Source organism: Corynebacterium sp. HMSC034B08 (genome assembly GCF_001835805.1).
In the GTDB taxonomy this organism is placed as follows: Bacteria; Actinomycetota; Actinomycetes; order Mycobacteriales; family Mycobacteriaceae; genus Corynebacterium; species Corynebacterium coyleae.
On record NZ_KV825964.1, the window covers coordinates 500,369 to 521,125 of the forward strand.

Here is a 20,757-nt window from a genome sequence, read left to right on the forward strand (position 1 = left end):
CTAGTCGAATTCCAGAGACTGCTTTTCGCCCCAGAACACCTCCTCCACCACGCGGTGGGCGCGCCGGGTGATGCGCAGGTAGTCCTCGAGAAACTCTTGCTGGTCGTCGGGGTCGTATCCGGCAGAGCCAGCGACCTGAGCCAGTTGCGGGCCCGGTGCGGGGAGCTGGTCCTCACGCTTGCCGGAGACGAGCACAATAGCGTTGCGGGCGCGGGTCGCGGTGAGCCACGCGGTGCGCAGGGTTCGCGCCTTGTCGGCGGAAAGCACCTCGGGGTCGTCGAGCTCCACGAGGAAGTCCAGTGCGTCGAGTGTGGACGGGGTGCGCAGTTCGTGATGACGATGCGCGTGCGCCATGGTGATCAGTTGGACGGTCCACTCCACATCGGCAAGCGCGCCGCGGCCGAGTTTGGTGTGGGTGGACCGGTCGGCGCCTCGGGGCAGGCGTTCGTTGTCTACGCGGGCTTTGATGCGGCGGATCTCGCGAATACCGGCGGGCGTTGCGCCGGCCTCGGGGTAGCGGAACTCGGCGATGGCCGAAAGGAAGCGCTCCCCTACCTCGCGGTCGCCGGCGACGACGTTGGCGCGAAGGAGTGCTTGGCGCTCCCAGACTTCGCCCCACTCGCGGTAGTAACGCACGTAGGAGGCAATGGTGCGCGTCACCGGTCCGGAGCGACCCTCGGGGCGCAGACCCAGGTCCACCTCCAGCGGCGGGTCGCCGGATGGTTTGGACAGGCGGGTACGGATCTGGTCGAGCACCTTCGTGGCCCAAGCGATGGCTTCTGTTTCGTCGACGCCGTCTGCTGGTTCGGTGACCACCATGACGTCGGCGTCAGAGCCGTAGCCCAACTCGGCGCCGCCAAGCCGGCCCATGCCGATCACTGCGATTCGTGCGGGGGCCTCGTCGAGACCAGCGGCGGCAGTGGTCGAATACACCTCTGCCTGCAGCGCGGCCTCAAGGACCGCGTCCCACACATACGTCAGTTCCAGACAGACCTGGCGTACCTCCATCAGGCCCAGCAGATCAGCCGCAGCGATACGGGCCAACTCGGCCCGGCGCAGGGAACGCGCCACCGACACCGCTTTCTCCGGGTCGGCTTGGTGGCGCTTCGCCGAGGCAATGATCGCCTTATGCACCTGATCCGGAGCCACCTCGAGCAGGCGCGGACCGGCAGAGCCATCCCCGAGGAGTTTCACCACGTCAGGTGCGGAAATGATCAGATCGGAGGTGTACGGGGAGGTGCCGAGGATGTGCATGAGGCGTTGGGAGGCCACGCCTTCGTCGCGAAGCATGCGCAAGAACCAACTGCGATCCACCGCTGCCTCGGAGAGTTTGCGGTAGTTGAGTAGGCCCTGGTCGGGATCGGCGGTGTCGGCCAGCCAGTGCATGAGTGTGGGCAGCAGGATCTCCTGCAGTTTCGCCTTGCGGGAGGTGCCCTTGATCAGCGCGGTCAGGTGGTCAAACGCGCGCGCCGGGTGGCGGTAGCCCAGGGCTGCCAACTGGTCCTTCACACCGGCGGCGGAAAGTGTTGCTTCACCGACGGTGAGGTCAACCACGGCGTCCAGCAGCGGGCGGTAGAAGAGACGCTCGTGCAGCGTGGCCACCTCGTGGCGGATGGCCTTGAGATGCCGGTTCATCGCCTCAGGGGCGGTACCGCGTGGCCCGGCTGAGAAGCCTGCGGCGCGGGCGAGCCACCGGTTGCGCTTCTCATCATCGGCATCTGGCAGTTGGTGGGTGCGCTTGAACCGCTGCAGTTGGAGACGGTGCTCAAGCAGGCGTAAAAACTCGTAGGCATCGGTGAGCACTTTGGCGTCCTCGCGGCCCACGTATCCGCCTTTGGCCAGGTCGGCGAGGGCTTCGAGGGTGTTGCGGGCGCGCAGGGTGTCGTCGATACGCCCGTGCACGAGTTGGAGCAGTTGCACGGCGAACTCGACGTCGCGAAGCCCACCGGGGCCGAGCTTGAGTTCACGGTCGCGCACGTCTGCGGGCACGTTCTCCAGCACGCGGCGGCGCATGGCTTGGACGTCTTCGACGAAGGAGTCGCGCTGGGAGGCCTCCCACACCAGCGGCGACAACGCGTCCGAATACGCCTGGCCCAGATCCATCGATCCGGTCATCGGACGGGCCTTGAGCAGTGCCTGGAACTCCCAGGTCTGCGCCCACTTTTTGTAGTACGCCACGTGCGAATCAAGCGTGCGCACCAGGGCTCCGGCTGCCCCTTCGGGCCGCAGGTTCGCGTCCACTTCGAAGAAGCAGGCGGAGCCGATGCGCATCATCTCGCTGGCCACGCGCGTGATCTTGGTGGTCACAGGCTCGGCGACGAACACGACGTCCACATCAGAGATGTAGTTCAGCTCCCATGCGCCGCACTTGCCCATGGCGATCACGGCCAGGTCAGCGTCGATGTCCTCGTCGCCGTAGACTTCCCGCACCGCGACCGCAAGCGCAGCCGTCAGCGCCGCGTCCGCCAGGTCCGTGAGCCGGTCCGTGGTGTAGGCGTACGTCATCGGCTCGCCCTCGCCGAAGCCCTTCACCGCGGCGAAAGTGCCGGCCAGGTCTGCGGCTGCAACGCGCATCACGAGGTTGCGGTGGGCTGTACGGAGCTTTTGCTTTGCGACGCCAACCTCACCCACCTCAGCCCGATACAGACCCGGGGTGTCCGCATCCACGCCAACCGCGCCGAGCATGGTGCGGAACATGTCGGGACGGGACGGGAGGTCGTCGCAAAGCAATCGCCACTGCTCAGGGTTGGCAATGAGGTGATCTGACAGCGCGGTCGAGCCGCCGAGCAGGGCGAAGAAGCGCGTGCGGAAAATCGAGTTCACGCGCAGTTCGGCAAGCAGCTCGTCCCACGAATCCAGCGCCCCGTGCAGACGGTAGGCGTTGTTCAGCGCCAGATCCGGATCCGCGGAACCCGCCAACGTGTAGCCAAGCTCCTCGGCATCAAACCGAGCTCGGCTAAATCCTCGGCGGCGCGCGGTCTGGTCAGGCCAAGTTTCGCGGGCTTCACTACAAATCAATCCCGGTTTCGATCTCCCACGGGGTGATCTTCGAGGTGTACTCGTGCCACTCCTGCCATTTTGCACGCAGGAAGAATTCGAAGACCTGCTCGCCAAGCACTTCCGCCATGAACTCGGAGCGCTCCAGGTGGCGCAACGCCTGATCGAGCGAGGTCGGCAGGTCCCGGTAGCCCATCGCGCGGCGCTCCCGGCGGGTCAGGGCGAACACGTCGTCGCGTGCTGGCTCGTCGAGCTCGTAGCCCTCCTCGATCCCCTTCAGGCCAGCGGCGAGGATGGCCGCGTATGCCAGGTATGGGTTGCAGGCCGAATCCAGCGAGCGCACCTCCGCCCGGCGCGACTCCGCCTTGTGCAGGCGGTAGGTGGGCACGCGCACCATCGCGGAACGGTTCGAAATGCCCCAGGTCGCCGCGGTCGGCGCTTCGGAGCCGAACTGGAGGCGCTTGTACGAATTCACCCACTGGTTGGTCACCGCGGAGATTTCGCTGGCGTGCTCGATGATGCCGGCGATGAACTGGCGGCCGGTGGCAGACAGGCTGATTTCGTCATCAGGATCGTGGAACGCGTTAGTGTCGCCTTCGAACAGGGAGAAGTGCGTGTGCATCGCCGAGCCTTCAAGGTCCGCGAACGGCTTGGGCATGAACGTGGCATGCACCCCGTTAATCTCCGCGACGGTCTTGACCAGGTAGCGGAAGGTCAGGATGTTGTCCGCCATGGTCAGCGCGTCGGTGTGGCGCAGGTCGATCTCCTGCTGGCCTGGGGATCCCTCGTGGTGGGAGAACTCGGTGACAATGCCCATGTACTCCAGCGCGGATACCGCCATGCGTCGCAGGCGCGGGGCCTCGTTGCGTTTGGCTTGGTCGAAGTAGCCGCCCTTGTCCGCAGGGGTTGGTGGCTGGTCGCCCTCGCCGGGTTTGACCACGTAGAACTCAATCTCGGGGCTGGCCAAAAACTCGAATCCCATGTCGCGGGCGTTGTTGATCTGGCGGCGTAGTACCTGGCGCGGATCCGCGAACAGCGGGCCGCCGTCGGGCATGGTGATGTCGCAAAACATGCGCGCGGTCTGCAGACCAGAGTCCTCATCGAACGGCAACGGCTGGTACGTCGACGGGTCCGGGCGCAGCAGTGTGTCCGACTCGGAGACGCGAGAGAAGCCCTCGATCGAGGATCCGTCGAAACCCACGCCCTCTTCGAAGGCGCTCTCGAGTTCCGCAGGCGACATCATCACCGTTTTCAGCGAGCCGAAAATGTCGGTGAACCACAGGCGGATAAATGCAATGTCTTGCTGCTCGACGAGTCGCAGCACGTTGTCGGTTTGGGCGCTCATGGCACATAACTGTAGCGGGCGCCGCGATTCGAAAACGGGCCAAGCGCAAATCGGCGTGCGCGCTAGACTCGGAGGCATTACATGCGCTGAAACTGCGTCGATCACATGTCGAACCCGCGTCGGTGAGGAGAACACACGCACCATGTCCGAACAGGCTGAACAGACACCCCAAAACTTCCTCGAGGTGGAGATCAAGTTGGCGGTGGACGAGGACACCGGCATTCCAGATCTCATCCAACTGCCGGGGGTGACGTCGATTGAGTCCACGCAGGAGCACAACCTGTCCGCGGTCTACTACGACACTGCGGATCTACGCCTGACGCGTTCCAAGATCACGCTGCGTCGCCGCACCGGCGGTTCGGATGACGGCTGGCACATGAAGTTGCCGCAGGAGGGTGGCCGCAAGGAGGTGCGCATGCCTCTCGACGACCCCACGACCGTGCCCGAAGCCCTCCTTTCGGAAGTTCGTGCCATTGTGCGCACGCAACCGCTCGAGCCGATCGCCCAGGTGGATAACCGCCGCGTAGAGATCACGCTTGCAGGCGAGGGCCGCTCTGTTGCGGAGTTTTGCGACGACCACGTCACCGCCTGGTCCCTCCTGCCCGGCGGTGAGCGCACCACCTGGCGCGAATGGGAGCTTGAACTCGCCGACGCCCTGGCTGGCACCGAGGCGGGCGATGACCTGATTACCCAGGCAGGGTCTTTCCTGATCTCCGCGGGCGCGCGCAAGTCGTCCTCGCCGTCGAAGTTGGCCACGGCACTTGGGGATTCGATCAAGTCCGCTCCCCTGCCCCCGCACACCCGGGGCGCGGTTGAGGAGGGGACGCCGGCGGCGGCGGTGGTGTCGTCGCTACGCAAACAGCGCGATGCGATCGTGGGTTGGGAACCGCGCGTGCGCGACGATGAGTTCGATTCCGTCCACCAACTGCGCGTGGCCACCCGCGAGATGCGCTCCCTGCTGGAGACGTTCGAGGGCATCCTCGAAGGCGAAGCGCTTGCGACGCTGGAGGACGAACTGAAGTATTCCGCCGGCGTGCTCGGTGTCGCGCGCGATGCGGAGGTTGTTGAGGAGCGCTTCCTCGCACTGCTGGATTCGGACGAGTCTGGGCTTATCGACGACACCGCGCGCACCCACATCGAACACGACATGCGCCGCGACTACGAGGCCGCCCACGCCGACATTGTGGAGATGCTGGACTCCGAGCGGTTCATGTCGCTGCTGGATGCCGTAGATGCGTTGCTTGCGGAGCCGCCGGTGGCGGTTACTGGCGGCGCTGGGGATGCCGATGGTGCCAAGTCGGAGAAGAAACAATCCAAGGAGGTCCTCTACGACCACCTCAAGCGCGGCTACAAGAAGTTGAAGAAGCGCCACAAAAAGGTCGCCGAATACTACGACGACACCACCCTGCCGCTGCACGAGCGCGAGAATTACGTCCACGACGTGCGCAAGGCTGCCAAGAAGTTGCGCTACTCCGCCGTCGCAGCACAGGAAGCAGGCCTGAAGGCAGGGCGTTTGGCTAAGGCATGCAAGGCGCTGCAAAGCCAGTTGGGTGACTTCCAGGACGCGGTGACCTCACGCGAGCGCATCGAGCGGCTCGCTAACGAGGCCCGCGAGCGCGGCGAGGACACCTTCTCCTACGGCATGCTCTACCAGCGCGAACTCGACCGCGGTGAGGAAGCACTTCGTGATTACGACGACACCGTGCGCGAAGTACGCAAGGCGTTTAAGAAGATCAAGCCGTAAGACACGGCCCGGCGGGGATTACTTCTCCCAGGAGGCAGCCTCGCCCCAGTCATCGTCGGCTTCGTCGGCGGCATCCGCTGCTTTGTTGCGCTGCGCTGCAATCGCCAGGGCGTTTTCAGCTTCCTCGCGCGTGGCGTACGGGCCCATGCGGTTATCCCAGGAGGCTTCCTTGCCCTGGGTGACCTCGCCGGTAGACGGGTTGTAGTAGTACTGCTCGTCAGCCATGATCTGCTCCTTTATGTTCGTTGCTTTTACCGCCCCTACCCTACCGAGACGGTTGGTAGTGTGGTGGCCGTTAAGGAGCGTGTAATGGCAGCATTTCAAACCCCCAAAACTTCCCCCGCCCAGCGCGTCCGCGCAGCTCACCCAGGCAGCGGACATGTGGCATCCGCACCGGCGACGTGGGTGTTGATCGGCGAGAACGTTGACCACTTTGGTGGCGTGACGTTGGCTGGGACGGCGTCGCTACGTGCGGCTGCGGCGGCGAGCCCGCGTGACGACGACACCATCGCCCTGACCGCCCGCGGCCCCTTCGGCGACTTCACCGCCAAAACAACCCTGGCCGCGCTGCACGAGGACGAGATTGAGGACCCGCTCGCACGACGCTGGACTGGGCTGGTGCAGTCGCTGATCCAACGCCAGGTTCTCTCCCGCGACACTGCAGGCCTGGACATTACGGTGGAGTCCGACGTGCCGCTCGGTGCCGGTCTTGGCTCACTGTACGCCGCCGACGCCGCGATCGCGCTGGCGTTGGCGGGCGGTCACGGCGACATCGATACCGCCCCCTTCCGCACCCGGCTCGCCGAGATTTGTTCACACGCCGTGGCCACCTACTCATCGCTCGCTGTGCTGCGCGCCCGCCACTCCGTGGCCCTGCGTGGCGGTGGCACAGGCGTAAGTGTTCTCGACTACGCCGACGGGTCACTGACCGAAGCACCTCACCCGGCCCGCCATGGCGTGCGCGTGTTCTCCCTGGCTAAGGAACTGGGCAAGCCGTACGACGTGCAAACCAAAGCGATCGCCAACCGCCGCGAGTTTATCGACGCCGCCTGCTCCAACTTCGGCGTCGAATCGCTGCGCCAACTGCCCGATGCCACCAACCGCGTCGTCCAATGGGTCGAAGCGCGCCGCTCCGTCGGCGACGAAACCGCGCCCGATCCCGACATTGCCCGCCAGTGGGTGCAGTTCTGCGAAACCGAAACGCTGCGCTCGCTTGCCGCAGCCAAGGCGCTACGCTCCCGGCGCGCCAACGAACTGTTCACGCTGCTGAACTCCCCGTCCGAAGCCCACGACCTGGTTACCCCGGATGCGCTGGTCGCTCTGGCGCGCGAGCGCGGTGCCATCGCCACCCGCCCGGCCGCCACAGGCACCTCCGACGCGGTGATTGCGTTCGTGCCGGTGCAAGCCGCCGACGAGTTCGCCGCCGTAATGGCGAAGGATCTCCAGGTCGTGGAGATCACCCCGGGTGAGGTCGCCCGCCTCGAGGACTAAGTACTCGCCTGGACCGCAGCGCTAGTCCGCGGGCCAGGCGAAGCCGACCTCGCGGGCGTCGATGTCGGCGTGCACGAGTGAAAACTTCGTGGATACGCCTTCCTCAGGCGCGCCGGCAGAGGGTGCGAGCACCGGCGGGTCGACGATGAACACGCGGGACTGTTCCTCGCCGGATTTCAGCGTGACGCCGTCGAAGTTGTGGCCCACCCACGGCTCGAGCACCGTCGCCTCCGTGAGGTGCAGGCAGGCCTTTTCCACGGTGTTGGCCAACTGGGAGGAGCGGCCCATGGTTTTCAGCATGCGTGCGGCGTCGCGCGTGACCCACTCCGGCACGGGCGTCCCGGCGCAGATGGCAAGGCAGACTTCGGTGGCGAAGCGGTCGATGAGCCTGCGCAGCGGTGCGGTGACGTGGGCGTAGTATCCGCCGATACCGGCGTGGATCTCGGGGGCGTCCTCGGACAGGTCAACGTAGCCGGAGCCGCGCAGGAGTTTTTGGGCTTCGCGCATGATGGCCATGCCGTGCGGGGTATCGGCATCCACGCCGGCCAGGAATTCGCCGATGTCGCCGGTGACGTCGAAGCCCAGGTTGCGCGCTTCTCGGCGGAACTCGGCCTCGCTTTCCGCTGACGCCGGCTGGAGGGTACGCAGGAACCCCACGCCGGCGTCCACCATCATCTGGCCTGCAACCATGCCGGTGAGCAGGGAGATCTCCGAGTTGTAGTCCATGATCGGGTGGCGCGGCTCAATGGCGAGTTCGTAGGCGTTCCCGTCGCGGGCCACGCGCACGGACGGCACGCGCAGGTTGATGGCGTGCCTGCGTAGCGACGACTGCTGACGCAACCGGCCAACCTCCGGCAACAGCGCAATCGAGGGGTGTATTGAGCCATCCTCCAGGGAGGCGTGCACGCCCTCGTAGTCCAAACGCGCCACCGAGTGGACGAGTGCGCGCTCGACGTGGGCTGACTCGACCTCCCCTTCCCCGTCCACGTCGAAGGTCCACAGCACGGCGGGCCTATCCACGTCCGGCAGCAGCGACGCCGACCCTTCGGACACTTCCTCCGGGTGCAGGCGTGCCGGCTCGTCGGGCAGGTAGATCGTCTGGCCGCGCTGCAGCGACTCCTCGTGCACAGCGGAGTCACTGTCCACGAACGCCGCCACGTCCGCAATCGCATACCGCACCCGGTACCCGCCACCGGCACGCTGCTCCACGAACACGGCCTGGTCCAAATCTTTAGAGCCGGCCGGGTCGATGGTGACAAAGGGGATATCGCGGGCGTCGATACGCACATCTGCGAAACGGTCCACCAACTCCGAGGCCTCTGCGTGCAACGATGGCGCAAAGTCGGTGGGCACGTCGAATTCGCGCGCAATGGCGCGGAAGTTCAGGGGTGCGGCGTAGAGCTTCATAAAACGCCATCGTGCCACGAAGTGGGCGAATGAGTCGGCCTATGAGCCGGATTCTGTCCCCCGCAAGCGGGGTGGCGACCATCCATCTGGGTCACCCATCGCTGGGCGCCTCAAGCAGCTACCTTCGGACTGGGCGGGCAGCCTCATCACATCCGACGACCTCTGCGCACGCGCAGGGGTTCTTGCCTTGCTCCCGGTGGGGTTTACCTGGCCACACGTGTTGCCACGCATGCCGGTGCGCTCTTACCGCACCCTTTCACCCTTACCCCGCACAAGGCGGGGCGGTTTACTCTCTGTTGCACTTTCCCGCGGATCACTCCGGGTTGCTGTTAGCAACCACCGTGCCGTATGGAGTCCGGACTTTCCTCGACGTGCGCCTGCCCCAATGCTGAGGTGGTTCGCGCCGCCGCGGCCGCCCGGCCGGCTCATTCGCGGTCTAAAGCATACGCCTTTAGAGCGCGTGAGCGGAACCGCCACAAGCACGCCGGGTTAGAACGGGACCCCGCTGCGGAAGATGATGTTGGCGTACGGGGTTGTCTCACCGGTGCGAACCACGAACTTGCAGTCCGCAAGGGCCTGTTTGAGGTGTTCGTGGTCGACGCGGGTGGGGTCGTCGCAAAGTAAAGCGACCTCATCGGGCGCTTGCGTAGCGACGACCGCACCTTCCACCACAACCTCATCCAGAATCGCCCGGACGACATCGGCGAAGCGGGGCACGCCGAAGACCAGCGCGAGGTCCACGACCTCTACCCCGGCCGGGATGGGCAGGCCGCAGTCCGCCACGGCGAACGTGTCGGTGTGGCCGAGGCCGTTGATCGCGCGGGCCAGTTGGGCGTTGAGAATGCCTGTCTTGCGCATTACTCGAAGTCGCCTACGTTTTCCTTGGTCACGGTGACAACGTCGACCGGGACGATGGCGGTGGCGTCTTCGTCGCGAAGCAGCTTCGCAGCCTCCTCAACCGCACGGGCGCCGAGCTCGCCCGGCTGCTGGGCGATGGTGGCGTGCATGCGGCCGTCGGTGACTGCCTTGAGCCCGTCGGTGGTGCCGTCGAAACCAATGACCTTCACGTCCTGGCCGGCACGAGCGCCGAGCGCCTCGATGGCGCCGAGGGCCATCTCGTCGTTCTCCGCGAAGATGGCCTTCACGTTCGGGTACGCCTGCAGCAGGTTGGTGGCCACGTTGAGGCCCTCGGTGCGGTCGAAGTTAGCGGTCTGCTCGCCGACAACCTTGATGTTCGGGTAGTTGGCAATGCCCTCCTTGAAGCCCTTGCCGCGGTCGCGGGAGGCGGAGGAACCGGCGATGCCCTGCAGGATCAGGATCTCGCCCTCTTCGCCGATGGCCTTGGCCAGCTCGTCGGCTGCCTGCTTGCCACCAGCGACGTTGTCGGAGGAGATGAAGGAGGCGACGTCGCCACCGTTGGAGGAGCGGTCCACGGCGATGACCGGGATGCTCGCGTTGTTCAGGGCTTCGACGGCCGGGACGACGGCGTCGGAGTCGGTCGGGTTGACGATCACGGCGTCGGTGCCGGAGGTGATCGCGTTGTTGAGCTGGTCGATCTGGGTCGCAGCGTCATCGGATGCATCCTGGACGTTCAGGGCGATGCCGAGTTCGTCGGCTTTGTCCTGGGCGCCGTCGCGAAGCTGGACGAAGAACGGGTTGGTCTGGGTAGACAGTGCCAGGGTGACCGCGCCCTCGTCGGCGGAGTCACGGTTGCAAGCGGACAGGGACAGGGTCATCGCCGCAGCAGCAACGATGGCGGTGGCCTTACGAGCGAAAGACATTTCGGGTTCTCCTTGAAGTTGTGAACAGGGGGTCTTGTTCAGGGGTTAAACGGTGGTCTTTTTGCGCAGCACGTCGAAGCCGACGGCTGCTGCGATGACCACGCCGATGACAATCTGCTGCCAGAACGAGCTGACATTGAGCAGGTTCAGGCCGTTGCGGATCACGGCGAGCAGGATCGCGCCGACGAGCGTGCCGGTGGCCTTGCCGGTGCCGCCGGCCAGCGACGCGCCACCGATGACCACGGCGGCAATCGCGTCGAGTTCGTAGCCCACACCGGCCTGCGGCTGCGCGGACGACAGGCGGCCCGCCATGACCAAACCGGCAAGCGCGGCGAACAGGCCGCTGAGTGCGTACACGGCGACGAGCACACGCTTGACCGGGATACCGGACAGGCGCGCGGCCTCCTCGTTGCCGCCGATGGCGTACATGGAACGACCCAGCACGGTGCGCGAGAGGATGAACCAGCACAGCACGCCGGCCAGCAGCATCATCAGAATCGGGATAGGGAACTTGCCGGCGTTGGAGCCGAGCCAGTTCACCTCGTCGGCGGTGGCCATCGGCGAGCCCTGGGAGATCACCAGGGTCGCACCGCGGGCAATGGACATCATGGCCAGGGTGGAAATGAACGCCGGGAGTTTGCCGTAGGCGGTGGCGATACCGCTGACCGCGCCGGCAGCAAAGCCGGTGAGCAGGCCCGCGATCAGCGTGATCCAACCGGGCAGGCCTGCCTCGACGAAGAAGTGCGCCGAGACCATGGCACTGAGCGCCGCTACCGCGCCGACCGACAGGTCAATGCCAGAGGTGACGATGACGAACGTCATGCCGAACGCCAAAATGGCCACGGTGGCGGCCTGCACGCCCACGTTGATCAGGTTGTTGACCGTGAGGAAGTGCGGGGTGGCGATGAACAGCGCGATGCACAGCACGATCAGGCCGACGAGCGCGCCGTTGTTCATGATCCAGTTGATGACGCGCTGGCGAGTACTCAAGCGCTCATCCGTAGTCGTTCCCGTCATGCGCGGGCCTCCGTTTCTGTAAGTGGCGTTTCTGTAAGTGGCGTTTCTGTAAGTGGTTCGACGTGGTCTTCGACGTGGGACACCGCCAGCGCCATAATCTCGTCCTGGGTGGCACCCGCGGGCAGTTCGCCTGCGATGCGGCCGCCGGACATCACCAGGATGCGATCCGACATGCCAATAACCTCAGGCAGTTCCGAGGACACCATGAGCACCGCGCCGCCGGCCTGGGTGATGTCGTTGATGATGTTGTAGATCTCCACTTTGGCGCCGACGTCGACACCGCGCGTGGGTTCGTCGAGAAGCAAAATGTTCGAGCCCGCCAGCACCCAACGACCGAATACGGCCTTTTGCTGGTTGCCGCCGGACAGGTTGCGGATCTCCTGATCGATGCCGGCCATGCGCACGCGCAATTGCTTGGCGACGTCATCCGCACGCTTGCGCTGACCACGCACATCCGCGATCCCCGCGCGTGACGACGACCGCAACGTGGCCAGCCCAATATTCTCCCCCACCGTGGCCCCAAGCACGAGGCCTTGCGCCTTGCGGTCCTCCGGCACATGGCCGATGCCGCGCTTGATCGCCTGGGCGACCGAGCCGGACGGGAGCGGCTCGCCGTTGATGGAAACGGTGCCTGAATCGACGTGGTCAGCACCCGCGATCGCGCGCACGACCTCGGTGCGGCCCGCACCGACAAGGCCCGCCAGGCCGACAACTTCGCCAGCGCGGATCTCGAAGGAGACATCCTTGAACTTGCCCTCCGAGGTGAGGTTTTCCACGGTGAGCAGCGGCTCGCCGATTTCCTTGTCCACCTTCGGGTACTGGTCCTCGATGTCGCGGCCGACCATGTAGCGCACGAGTTCCGCCTCTGGGGTGGTGGCGGGGACCTCGGCGACAAAGTTGCCGTCGCGAAGCACCGCCACACTGTCGGCGATACGGGCGATCTCGTCCAGGTGGTGCGAGATAAACACCATGCCCACCCCGTTGGCCTTCAAGTCGTCGACCACCATGAACAACTGGTCGACCTCGTGGCCGGTAAGGGCCGCGGTGGGCTCGTCGAGAATCAGCACACGCGCATCCATGGACAGTGCCTTCGCGATCTCAACCAACTGCTGGCGCGCAATACCGAGCTCGCCGACCGGCGTGTCCAGGTCCACCTTCAGGCCGATGCGGTCGATGGCTTCAGCGGCGATGCGGCGCATCTCCTTGAAGTTCACCAACCCCATCCGGCGCGGCGTGCGCCCGAGCGTGATGTTTTCTGCCACCGACAGCGTCGGCACCAGGTTTAACTCCTGGTGGATCGTGGCAATACCGTGCGCTTCTGCGGCCTTGGTGTCGGGCAGGGTGACCGGTTGGTCGTCGATAAGAATGCGCCCCGACGTGGGTTGGTACACGCCCGACATCATCTTGATCAGCGTGGATTTACCCGCGCCGTTCTCGCCGAGCAGCGCAAGCACGCGACCCGGCTCGACGGCGAGCGAGACGTTATCAATCACGTTGATCGGCCCGAACGACTTCGAAATGCCGTCCAACCGGATCAGGGGTTTTACCGCTGTGGTCATCTGCTGCACCTCCTTGGAGTGAAGTTGAAATTGCTGGATTCTCGGATAGTCAATGTGGTGGGTAACACCTCGTGCTGCGAGGTCGGCTCCCCGCGGATCAGCGCGGCGATCTTCTCCCACGCACGTCTGCCGACGTCCTCCACATGCTGCTCAATCACCGTCAACGGAACGGGCTGCATCTGAAACGCCGGCTGGTCATCAAACCCAACCAGCGCGAGGTCCTCGCCCAGACCGATCTTGTGGTCCAGCACGTACTGCAGCGCCCCGACCGTCATCATGGAATCCCCCGCGATAATCGCCGACGCGCCACGCTTGAGCAGGTCCGCGGCACCCGCGAAGCCCTCCGCGCTGCTGTAGCCGCCGCGGAAGATCAGACCGTTCGTCTCTGGGGTGTCGCGGATGGCGTCGTGGAAGCCTTCCAGGCGCTGCAGCCCCGTCGACGTACTCGACGGGCCCGCGATATAGCCGATCTGCGTATGCCCGTTGTCCTTGAGGTGCTGGACGGCCTTGCGGATGGAGGCCCGCGCGTCCGTAATCACCGACGGCACCTCCAGCCCCGGCAGCACCCGATCCACCTGCACAATCTTCTGGCCCCGATCCAGCAGCGACTGCACCATCGGCGCGCTGTGCATCGACGGCACGATGATCGCCCCGGCCAGCTGCTGGCCGCTAAAGGTCTGCAACGCGGCGTCGAGTTGGCCGGCGTCCTCGTTGGTGGTGGCGATCATCACCGAAAACCCATCGGTGTCCGCTGCCTGCTGAATCGACGCCGCCATCTGCGCGAAGAACGGATTGACCAGGCTCGGGATGGTTAGCCCCACCGCGGTCGACGCTGCCGAGCGCAACCCCCTCGCCTGCAAATTCGGCACGTAATTCAACTTCGCCGCCGAATGAAACACCCGGTCCCGCGTTTGTTTCGAGATCGCCGGGTTCCCCGCTAGTGCCCGCGACACCGTGGACGGCGAGACACCGGCGTCGAGCGCAACCTCGCGCAACGTGGCCCGTGCTGCCATGGGTCCCTCCGTGTGTGTCCGGATCGTGTTGGGTGCTAGTGATGTGTGCAAACGTTTGCACCATGTGCAGAACAACCTAAACTGCAGCTGAGTGTCAGGTCAATAGCGCCACACCCCCACACACCCCCGAACGTTGGGTTGCCTGTGCTGTTTCGTGTGGTTTTGAGGGCCGCGTTGGCGGTCACCGCGCAGCAGCAGGCCTACCCGCGGTGGTGGGCGACGTCGTTGACACAGCGAACTACACCGAATTCACCGAAGTAATCCACGACAGAGATGCTGGCAAGATCCAAAAACAGGTGCTTGAACAGTTCGGCGTTCGCGCCGAGAGCCTGGCGGACCATGGATTTGATCGGGGTCATGTGGGTCACCACCAGCACGTTCTGGCCCTCGTAGCGCTCCTGAATTTTCAGTCGGGCGCGGGTGACGCGGCGGTGGAACGCCGTCAGCGACTCGCCGGCAGGGGGCGCGTTGTTTGGCGATTCCTGCCACGTCGCATACGTCTCCTCCCCCTTCGCAATCGCCTCGTCGCGGGTCAGGCCCTCGTAGTCGCCGAAGTCGAGCTCGCGGAAGCCCTCGTCAGTACGAACTTCAAGGCCAAGCACCTCGGCGGCGAACTGCGCGGTTTGCTGGGCGCGCGCCTGCGGGGAGGCAACGATGGCGTCGATGCGCCCGAACGTGCGCAGCGCCTCTGCGGCACGCTTCGCCTGCTCACGGCCAATATCGGTGAGGTCCGGGTTAGAAACGCCGGAAAAACGCATCTCGGCCGAGTGTTGCGTCTGCCCGTGCCGCAGCAGAATGAACCGCGTTCGCGGTTCGGAGTTTCCAGCCCAGTGGCCAGCGGCATCGCGCTTTTTCTTTTCGACGACCGGCCCCTCCGCCGGCTTCTCCTCTTGGGCCGAAGCCTTGCCACCGCCGCCCCACACGCCGGTGCCCTTCACAATCCCCGGCTTGTCGCCACGCGCGGCCGCGTCCATGGCCACGTTGGACAACTCGTCGGCCTTCTTGTTCTTCGCACGCGGAACCCAGGTGTAGGTGACCTTCTCAAAGGAGGAGGCGAGGTCGCGGGCTTCCCGGGCGAGTTGTTGCATGTCCGGGTGTTTGATTTTCCACCGGCCGGTCATTTGCTCGACAACGAGCTTGGAGTCCATGAATACATCCACCCGCGTGGCGCCGACCTCGCGGCACGCCTCCAGCCCGCGGATCAGTCCGTAGTATTCGGCGACGTTGTTGGTGGACTTTTTGCCCACCACATACGCGATCTCACCGAGGGTTTCGCCGTCGGTGTCGTAGACCACGGAGCCGGATCCGGCGACCCCCGGGTTTCCGCGGGAGCCGCCGTCGCAGTACATCTTGACCTGCATTTACACCTCGTCGGTGGCTGGGTTCACGCGCACGAGCAGGGTGCCGCAGTTCGGACAGGCCGGCAGGGTGTCCTCCGGCTCGGCGAGTACTTCGGCGCGCTCGGACGGCGGGAGTTGGATGAAGCAGCCGCCGCAGGCGCGGCCGTTGAACTTGGCGGCGCCGATGTCGTCGTACGCCTTCAGCACGTCCTCCGGCAGGCGGGAACGCAGCGCGTCGGTGTCCACCGCTTCTTCTTCCGGCAACGCATCGACGGCGCGCTGGGCGGCCTCGACCTTGCGGTTGAGTTCATCGACGCGGGCGGCGTGAATGTCGCGGTTGTTGCGCAGCGCAGCGATCTCGTTGTGGGCTTCCTTGAGTTCGTAGAGCAGGTCCGCGATGCGCGACTTCGCGGCGTAGCGGTCGTGCTCCAGGTCCTTGCGACGCTCCGGGTCGGTCTCTGCACTGAGCTGGCGCTTGTCGTCGAGTTCGCGCTTCTTCAGTTTCCGCTCGTCTTCCTGGATGCGCAGGATTTCTAGTTCCATGTCATCCACGGCCAGTTGGGCGGAGGCGGAAGCCTCGGTCATGCGCGTGCGTTCGTCGAGAAGCTTCTGTAGCTCTTGGACTTCGGGACGAACGCGCGTCTGCCCCTTGGAGGCGTCGGCGAGCGCGAGCTCCAGGAGGACGGGTTGCAGGTCTTGGGATAGGTGCATCAGTACTCCTTTAGTTCGCGGGGTGCGCGGACACGGTCCAGGGATCCGTGCGGATGTGCAGGATCTCGGTGTCCACGCCTAGAGGGGACACGATACTCTCTGCCTGCTCGGTCCAGGGAAACTCGCTGGCCCAGTGGGCGGTATCGATCACGGCAGGCCCACCGGCGCGCAGGTGCTCGTCGACCGGGTGGTGGCGCAGATCCGAGGTGACATACACGTCCACACCGAGTTTGGACACATCCGAAAGGAACGAGTCGCCGGAGCCGGAGGACACCGCGACCTTTTGCACGATCTGGTCCGGATCGCCGGCGGCGCGCACGCCCCAGGCGGTCTCCGGCAGGGCGTTGGCCACCTGTTGGGTGAACTCGCGCAGGGTCATCGGCTCCGGGAGCGTGCCGATGCGCCCGAGGCCCGTCGCGTTGTCCAGATCCGCGGTGTGCTCCACCTGCACGATGTCGAACGCCGGCTCCTCGTACGGATGGTGCGCGCGCAGCGTATCGACGAGACCACGCCGCAACCTCGCCGGCGCCACAAACTCCACCCGTAGCTCCCGGGCGGTGTAGTGCTCGCCGACCGTGCCGTCGGTGGGGTCCGCGCCCTCGACCGGGGTGAACTCGCCGGTGCCCTCGGTGGTGAAGGCGCACTCGCGGTAGTTGCCAATCTCGCCCGCGCCGGCCTCGAACAGGGCACGCTTCAACGCATCGGCATCCGCTGGCGGGACGTGGACGCCCCAGCGGTCGGTGGCGTTAAGAAGCACTGGCTTGATCGGACGGCCGGGTTCGATGCCGACGAGTTCGGCGAGTTTGTCCGACACACCCGGGCGCGCCGAATCGGCGTTCGTGTGCGCGGCGAACAGCGCGCAGCCGCCAGCCAGCAACGTGTGGATAACCTTGCCCTTCGGGGTATTCGCCGCCACCGAATGCACACCACGCAGCAGCAACGGGTGGTGCACAACGAGCAACTGCGCACCCTGCGCCACGGCCCGTTCGGCGACCTCCAGCGTGCAATCCAACGCGAACGCAACCTTGGTCACCTCAGCATCCGGATCACCGCAAACCAGGCCAACCTGGTCCCAACTTTCCGCCAACGCCGGCGGGTAGGCAGCCTCGAGGGCATCAACAACGTCTTGCACAGTCACAGCAGTCATGGCAGCCAGCCTACAAATTTGGAACAGTGGTGAGGTGTGAACACCACATTGCTTTTCGACGTCGACGGCACCCTCATCGACTCATTCCCCGGCATCCGCCACGGATTCCTCCTCGGATTAGAGGCCGTGGGCTGGGATAAACCGGACGAGGAGTTCATCAAACGCATCCCCGGGCCACCGATGCCGGAATCGATGCGCGCGCTCGGCATGTCGCCTGACCAGGTCGAACAAGCCATGCAGGCCTACTCCGCCTACATGTCCACCGAAGGCTGGCAACGCTTCGAGGTTTTCGACGGCATGGCCGACCTGCTGGCCAGGTTGAAGGGGGAAGGTTTTGGGGTGTGCACGGCGACGTCGAAAAGCGAACGCTTCGCGCGAGCCGCCCTCGAGCGCGCAGGGATGCTCGAACACATCGACTTTTTGGGCGCTGCATCTAACGACGGCGTACGCGCCAAGAAGGCCGACGTGATCCGGTACGTGCTGGACAACGTCGCGCCAAAACGTCCCCTGATGATTGGGGATCGCACCCACGACTTCACCGGCGCCACCACCTTCGACATCCCGAGTGTTGCCGTGACCTGGGGTTACGGTGCCACACCCGAATGGGACGAGGCGACCTACGTAGCATCGGACGCGACCGAGTTGGAAAGGATCATCCGTGCTGCATATTGATTTCGTCTGCACTGGCAACATCTGCCGCTCCCCGATGGCGGAGGTCATCGTGCGCTCCAAATTGGAGGACGCGGGACTGGGCGATGCGGTGCGCGTGTCATCGTCAGGCATCGGCGACTGGCACGTCGGCCACAAAGCCGACGAACGCGCCCGGCGCGAACTGGCCAACCACGGCTACGACGGCGAAGCCCACCGCGCCCAACAGTTTGGCTACGAGCAGGAGCAAGCCGACCTGATCGTCGCGCTGGACACCAACCACGTGTCGGAGTTGGTCGTGCGCGGCGTGCCCGAAGACAAGGTCCGTCTGCTGCGCTCCTTCGACCCCGCCGCACCTGAGGGCGCTGGCGTTGCCGACCCGTACTACGGCGGGCCCGAGGGCTTCACCGTGGTGCGCGAGCAGATCGAAGCCGCCGCCGACGGCATTATCCGCTGGGTGCGCGATCAGCTAGGCTAAGTGGGCGTGAATGCCAACAAGTCCTCCCAAAAGCCGTGGTGGCGCCAACTGCTCAACCCCGGCTGGATCATCGCGGCGATCGTCGTCGGCATTTTCTCCTACTTTGCCTTCACGTTCCTCGCGCCCTGGCAACTCGGCAAGAACGAACAGTTAGTCGAGCGCAACGAACACATCTCCGCGGCGTTCGACCACGATCCCGAACCGCTGGTGGACCGCCTGCCCGGCACCACGCTCGCCCCCGCCGACGAATGGTCACGTGTGGTCGCCACCGGCCACTACACCGGCAACGACGTGCTGCTTCGCCTGCGTTCCGTCGACCGCACCCCTGCGTTCCAGGTGCTCACGCCGTTCACGCTTGACGACGGCCGCACCATCCTTGTCAACCGCGGCTGGGTCCCCGCCGAAGGCTCCACCGGTGTGCCGGACATCGACGCAGCACCCACCGGCGACATCACCATCACCGGCATGCTACGCGCCGGCGAAGCCGTCCACCCCACCGCACCGATTCACGACCAGGGCTTCGACATGGTCCACTCCATCAACCCCACCCAGGTTGGGGAGCTGACCGGAGTCGACGCGGGGGCGGACATGGTCGAGCCGTACCTCCAACTACTCTCAGACCAACCCGGCACCCTCACCGCCATCCCCCTGCCCCAACTCGAAACCGGCAACCACCTTTCCTACGGCCTCCAGTGGATCCTGTTCGGCGTCGCCGCCCCCGGCGCCCTGCTCTACTTCCTGTTCTCCGAAAGCCGCGAACGCCGCCGCTACGTCGAGGAGCAGAAGCAACTGCTTAACGACGACACCGTGGCCGGCAGCGGCCCCGAGCCTTCCCCTGTCCCCGGCGAAGAAACCGCCCCGGCGCCGTCCGCTCAGACCCCGACTGCGGCTCCTACGCGTTCCCGCCAGCGCTACGGTTCTTCCCGCACCAACCCGTGGGCCAAGGCTTACGATAAGGAACAAGAACGCTAACTCTGTCCCATGGTCTCTGAAGGGGTTTTGATGTCGCTCGATTCCGTCCTCCGCACCCTCGCCGACGCCTTCGTCGTCCCCGCCTCGGGCGTCGAACCTGCCGATATTGAAGACGCCGCCTTCGACCACGCCGTCGCCTTCGCCAACCGCCCCTTCGCAACCTTGTCGCTTCTCACCGACCCCGAAGGCCAGCCCCTTTTCGCCCTGTCCGACGGCGGTACTTTGCCAGCCCGCGCCGGCTTAGCCTGCGCCGCGCTTGGCCACTCTCTCCACGACATCTCCATCGTCCCCGACTCCCCCACCGCCACCACCGGCTCCGCTCGGGTGCAGTTCTCCGAATGGGACGTCGCAGACGTGGAGTTCGACGGCAACACCCCGGCGTTCGAACTGGGCATCCTCGCCGCCATCGAGAACCGATCGCTCTAGGTACCGGTTCGGGTTAAGCGACAAAATGTGTGTCTGGATTCGTCGATTTGTTTGAGATGATCGGGGGTTTTCCTGAAAGTATATGCTCCTGGGGCTTATATCCGCGCCATGGTGACGAAAAACCGGGGGGTGACAGCAGCGTGTGGTAGGGGCTGGTGTTGGCTTGATCAATGCCGAAGAACAGACCACGCTGCCAATGCGGTGGGGAAATGAAACGCAACGGTAAGACCTCCGCTAACCGCAGCCGGTGACGGTGCAAAATGTGCGGCGCTTCCACCACCAAGCAGCTCCCCGATATCACCAACTCCGCTGCCTTCGCAGCATTTATCACCCACCTCACAACCGGTGCGAGCTTGGAAACCGCTGCCGCCGGAGCAGGATGTCATCCGCGTACGCTGCAACACCGGTTTGAACACTTCTGGCTAGTTGATGTCCCCGATCCCACGATCGGGCACGAAGGCTGGGTCTACGACCAGGTCTTTCTTGACGGCACCTACACCGCCGGCGGATGCTTGATTGTTGCTGCCACCTTGGATCACGTCATCGCTTGGCACTGGTGCACACGTGAAACCACCCGCGACTACCAACGACTGCTCGAACGTATCCCCGCGCCCCTGATCCCTGTCATTGACGGCGGCCAAGGCGCTGTGTGTCTGATCTGATGTAGGTGGTCCAGTTCGG

18 protein-coding genes, 1 other RNA gene and 1 pseudogene are annotated in these 20,757 nt (G+C 65.0%); 7 read left to right on the forward strand and 13 right to left on the reverse strand.

The annotated features are described in order from the left end of the window. Together HMPREF2656_RS08805 and HMPREF2656_RS08810 are read right to left on the reverse strand one after the other, a co-directional pair. Window positions 1-3,018 carry a bifunctional [glutamine synthetase] adenylyltransferase/[glutamine synthetase]-adenylyl-L-tyrosine phosphorylase gene (locus HMPREF2656_RS08805; RefSeq protein WP_141761048.1) on the reverse strand — a complete coding sequence of 1,006 codons (3,018 nt, stop codon included), beginning with the start codon at window positions 3,016-3,018 and terminating at the stop codon, window positions 1-3. Continuing rightward, complete coding sequence (locus tag HMPREF2656_RS08810) at window positions 3,008-4,342, reverse strand: glutamine synthetase family protein (RefSeq protein WP_070816351.1); 1,335 nt, start codon at window positions 4,340-4,342, stop codon at window positions 3,008-3,010. Before HMPREF2656_RS08810 ends, HMPREF2656_RS08805 begins: the two co-directional genes overlap by 11 nt. Window positions 4,343-4,484: 142 nt before the next feature. On the opposite strand from HMPREF2656_RS08810, the gene HMPREF2656_RS08815 reads away from it, so the two are divergent. Beyond that, window positions 4,485-6,086, forward strand: a complete 1,602-nt coding sequence (locus HMPREF2656_RS08815; protein ID WP_070816355.1) for a CYTH and CHAD domain-containing protein — start codon at window positions 4,485-4,487, stop codon at window positions 6,084-6,086. 18 nt (window positions 6,087-6,104) lie between these two features. Here HMPREF2656_RS08815 and HMPREF2656_RS08820 read toward each other — a convergent pair whose 3' ends face one another. Next, window positions 6,105-6,311, reverse strand: a complete 207-nt coding sequence (locus HMPREF2656_RS08820; RefSeq protein WP_070816357.1) for a hypothetical protein — start codon at window positions 6,309-6,311, stop codon at window positions 6,105-6,107. A gap of 84 nt (window positions 6,312-6,395) precedes the next feature. Between HMPREF2656_RS08820 and HMPREF2656_RS08825 the strand changes: the two genes are divergently transcribed. Further along, entirely contained in the window at window positions 6,396-7,577 is a 1,182-nt protein-coding gene (locus HMPREF2656_RS08825) for a galactokinase family protein (RefSeq protein WP_070816359.1), read from the forward strand. Window positions 7,578-7,598: 21 nt separating this feature from the next. Here HMPREF2656_RS08825 and HMPREF2656_RS08830 read toward each other — a convergent pair whose 3' ends face one another. From HMPREF2656_RS08830 to HMPREF2656_RS08875, 10 genes are all read right to left on the reverse strand, one after another. Further along, window positions 7,599-8,984, reverse strand: coding sequence for an RNB domain-containing ribonuclease (locus tag HMPREF2656_RS08830; RefSeq protein ID WP_070816360.1), 1,386 nt, complete (start codon window positions 8,982-8,984; stop codon window positions 7,599-7,601). 26 nt (window positions 8,985-9,010) lie between these two features. Further along, window positions 9,011-9,412, reverse strand: an RNA gene (gene rnpB, locus HMPREF2656_RS08835) — RNase P RNA component class A. Between the two features lie 61 nt (window positions 9,413-9,473). Then, a complete protein-coding gene (locus HMPREF2656_RS08840) occupies window positions 9,474-9,842 on the reverse strand; it encodes an RbsD/FucU domain-containing protein (protein ID WP_070816362.1) in 369 nt (122 codons plus the stop codon). Then, entirely contained in the window at window positions 9,842-10,765 is a 924-nt protein-coding gene (locus HMPREF2656_RS08845) for a D-ribose ABC transporter substrate-binding protein (protein ID WP_070816363.1), read from the reverse strand. Before HMPREF2656_RS08845 ends, HMPREF2656_RS08840 begins: the two co-directional genes overlap by 1 nt. 45 nt (window positions 10,766-10,810) lie before the next feature. Continuing rightward, the gene (locus HMPREF2656_RS08850; protein ID WP_070570152.1) at window positions 10,811-11,782 is read right to left on the reverse strand and encodes an ABC transporter permease; all 972 of its coding nucleotides are present in this window, start codon (window positions 11,780-11,782) and stop codon (window positions 10,811-10,813) included. Beyond that, complete coding sequence (locus HMPREF2656_RS08855; RefSeq protein ID WP_083319492.1) at window positions 11,779-13,341, reverse strand: sugar ABC transporter ATP-binding protein; 1,563 nt, start codon at window positions 13,339-13,341, stop codon at window positions 11,779-11,781. The genes HMPREF2656_RS08850 and HMPREF2656_RS08855 overlap by 4 nt, the downstream gene beginning before the upstream one ends. Further along, window positions 13,338-14,354 carry a LacI family DNA-binding transcriptional regulator gene (locus HMPREF2656_RS08860; RefSeq protein WP_070614619.1) on the reverse strand — a complete coding sequence of 339 codons (1,017 nt, stop codon included), beginning with the start codon at window positions 14,352-14,354 and terminating at the stop codon, window positions 13,338-13,340. The genes HMPREF2656_RS08855 and HMPREF2656_RS08860 overlap by 4 nt, the downstream gene beginning before the upstream one ends. 200 nt (window positions 14,355-14,554) lie before the next feature. Continuing rightward, window positions 14,555-15,715: a bifunctional RNase H/acid phosphatase gene (locus HMPREF2656_RS08865; RefSeq protein WP_070816365.1), complete on the reverse strand. Its 1,161-nt coding sequence runs from the start codon at window positions 15,713-15,715 to the stop codon at window positions 14,555-14,557. Then, window positions 15,716-16,405 carry a zinc ribbon domain-containing protein gene (locus tag HMPREF2656_RS08870; RefSeq protein ID WP_070816367.1) on the reverse strand — a complete coding sequence of 230 codons (690 nt, stop codon included), beginning with the start codon at window positions 16,403-16,405 and terminating at the stop codon, window positions 15,716-15,718. It lies immediately after the preceding gene. Window positions 16,406-16,415: 10 nt separating this feature from the next. Continuing rightward, window positions 16,416-17,552 carry a Nif3-like dinuclear metal center hexameric protein gene (locus HMPREF2656_RS08875; protein ID WP_070816368.1) on the reverse strand — a complete coding sequence of 379 codons (1,137 nt, stop codon included), beginning with the start codon at window positions 17,550-17,552 and terminating at the stop codon, window positions 16,416-16,418. A gap of 36 nt (window positions 17,553-17,588) precedes the next feature. Between HMPREF2656_RS08875 and HMPREF2656_RS08880 the strand changes: the two genes are divergently transcribed. From HMPREF2656_RS08880 to HMPREF2656_RS08900, 5 genes and pseudogenes are all read left to right on the forward strand, one after another. Beyond that, complete coding sequence (locus HMPREF2656_RS08880) at window positions 17,589-18,224, forward strand: HAD hydrolase-like protein (protein ID WP_070450802.1); 636 nt, start codon at window positions 17,589-17,591, stop codon at window positions 18,222-18,224. Then, complete coding sequence (locus HMPREF2656_RS08885; protein ID WP_070450800.1) at window positions 18,211-18,678, forward strand: low molecular weight protein-tyrosine-phosphatase; 468 nt, start codon at window positions 18,211-18,213, stop codon at window positions 18,676-18,678. The genes HMPREF2656_RS08880 and HMPREF2656_RS08885 overlap by 14 nt, the downstream gene beginning before the upstream one ends. 6 nt (window positions 18,679-18,684) lie before the next feature. After that, window positions 18,685-19,650 (forward strand): SURF1 family cytochrome oxidase biogenesis protein, encoded by a 966-nt coding sequence (locus HMPREF2656_RS08890; protein WP_246825142.1) that lies wholly within the window; start codon window positions 18,685-18,687, stop codon window positions 19,648-19,650. Window positions 19,651-19,680: 30 nt separating this feature from the next. Then, the gene (locus HMPREF2656_RS08895; protein ID WP_070570161.1) at window positions 19,681-20,076 is read left to right on the forward strand and encodes a hypothetical protein; all 396 of its coding nucleotides are present in this window, start codon (window positions 19,681-19,683) and stop codon (window positions 20,074-20,076) included. A gap of 170 nt (window positions 20,077-20,246) precedes the next feature. Further along, a pseudogene (locus HMPREF2656_RS08900) lies at window positions 20,247-20,735 on the forward strand (IS256 family transposase); the annotation flags it as partial. Window positions 20,736-20,757 lie beyond the last annotated feature (22 nt).

What these genes read in the sequence shown, in the direction of transcription:
- HMPREF2656_RS08895 (WP_070570161.1), top strand. Translation starts at nt 19,681, where the DNA reads ATGTCGCTCGATTCCGTCCTCCGCACCCTCGCCGACGCCTTCGTCGTC.
- HMPREF2656_RS08860 (WP_070614619.1), bottom strand. Translation starts at nt 14,354, where the DNA reads ATGGCAGCACGGGCCACGTTGCGCGAGGTTGCGCTCGACGCCGGTGTC.
- HMPREF2656_RS08825 (WP_070816359.1), top strand. Translation starts at nt 6,396, where the DNA reads ATGGCAGCATTTCAAACCCCCAAAACTTCCCCCGCCCAGCGCGTCCGC.
- HMPREF2656_RS08830 (WP_070816360.1), bottom strand. Translation starts at nt 8,984, where the DNA reads ATGAAGCTCTACGCCGCACCCCTGAACTTCCGCGCCATTGCGCGCGAA.
- HMPREF2656_RS08840 (WP_070816362.1), bottom strand. Translation starts at nt 9,842, where the DNA reads ATGCGCAAGACAGGCATTCTCAACGCCCAACTGGCCCGCGCGATCAAC.
- HMPREF2656_RS08820 (WP_070816357.1), bottom strand. Translation starts at nt 6,311, where the DNA reads ATGGCTGACGAGCAGTACTACTACAACCCGTCTACCGGCGAGGTCACC.
- HMPREF2656_RS08865 (WP_070816365.1), bottom strand. Translation starts at nt 15,715, where the DNA reads ATGCAGGTCAAGATGTACTGCGACGGCGGCTCCCGCGGAAACCCGGGG.
- HMPREF2656_RS08875 (WP_070816368.1), bottom strand. Translation starts at nt 17,552, where the DNA reads ATGACTGCTGTGACTGTGCAAGACGTTGTTGATGCCCTCGAGGCTGCC.
- HMPREF2656_RS08855 (WP_083319492.1), bottom strand. Translation starts at nt 13,341, where the DNA reads ATGACCACAGCGGTAAAACCCCTGATCCGGTTGGACGGCATTTCGAAG.
- HMPREF2656_RS08810 (WP_070816351.1), bottom strand. Translation starts at nt 4,342, where the DNA reads ATGAGCGCCCAAACCGACAACGTGCTGCGACTCGTCGAGCAGCAAGAC.
- HMPREF2656_RS08815 (WP_070816355.1), top strand. Translation starts at nt 4,485, where the DNA reads ATGTCCGAACAGGCTGAACAGACACCCCAAAACTTCCTCGAGGTGGAG.
- HMPREF2656_RS08845 (WP_070816363.1), bottom strand. Translation starts at nt 10,765, where the DNA reads ATGTCTTTCGCTCGTAAGGCCACCGCCATCGTTGCTGCTGCGGCGATG.
- HMPREF2656_RS08870 (WP_070816367.1), bottom strand. Translation starts at nt 16,405, where the DNA reads ATGCACCTATCCCAAGACCTGCAACCCGTCCTCCTGGAGCTCGCGCTC.
- HMPREF2656_RS08850 (WP_070570152.1), bottom strand. Translation starts at nt 11,782, where the DNA reads ATGACGGGAACGACTACGGATGAGCGCTTGAGTACTCGCCAGCGCGTC.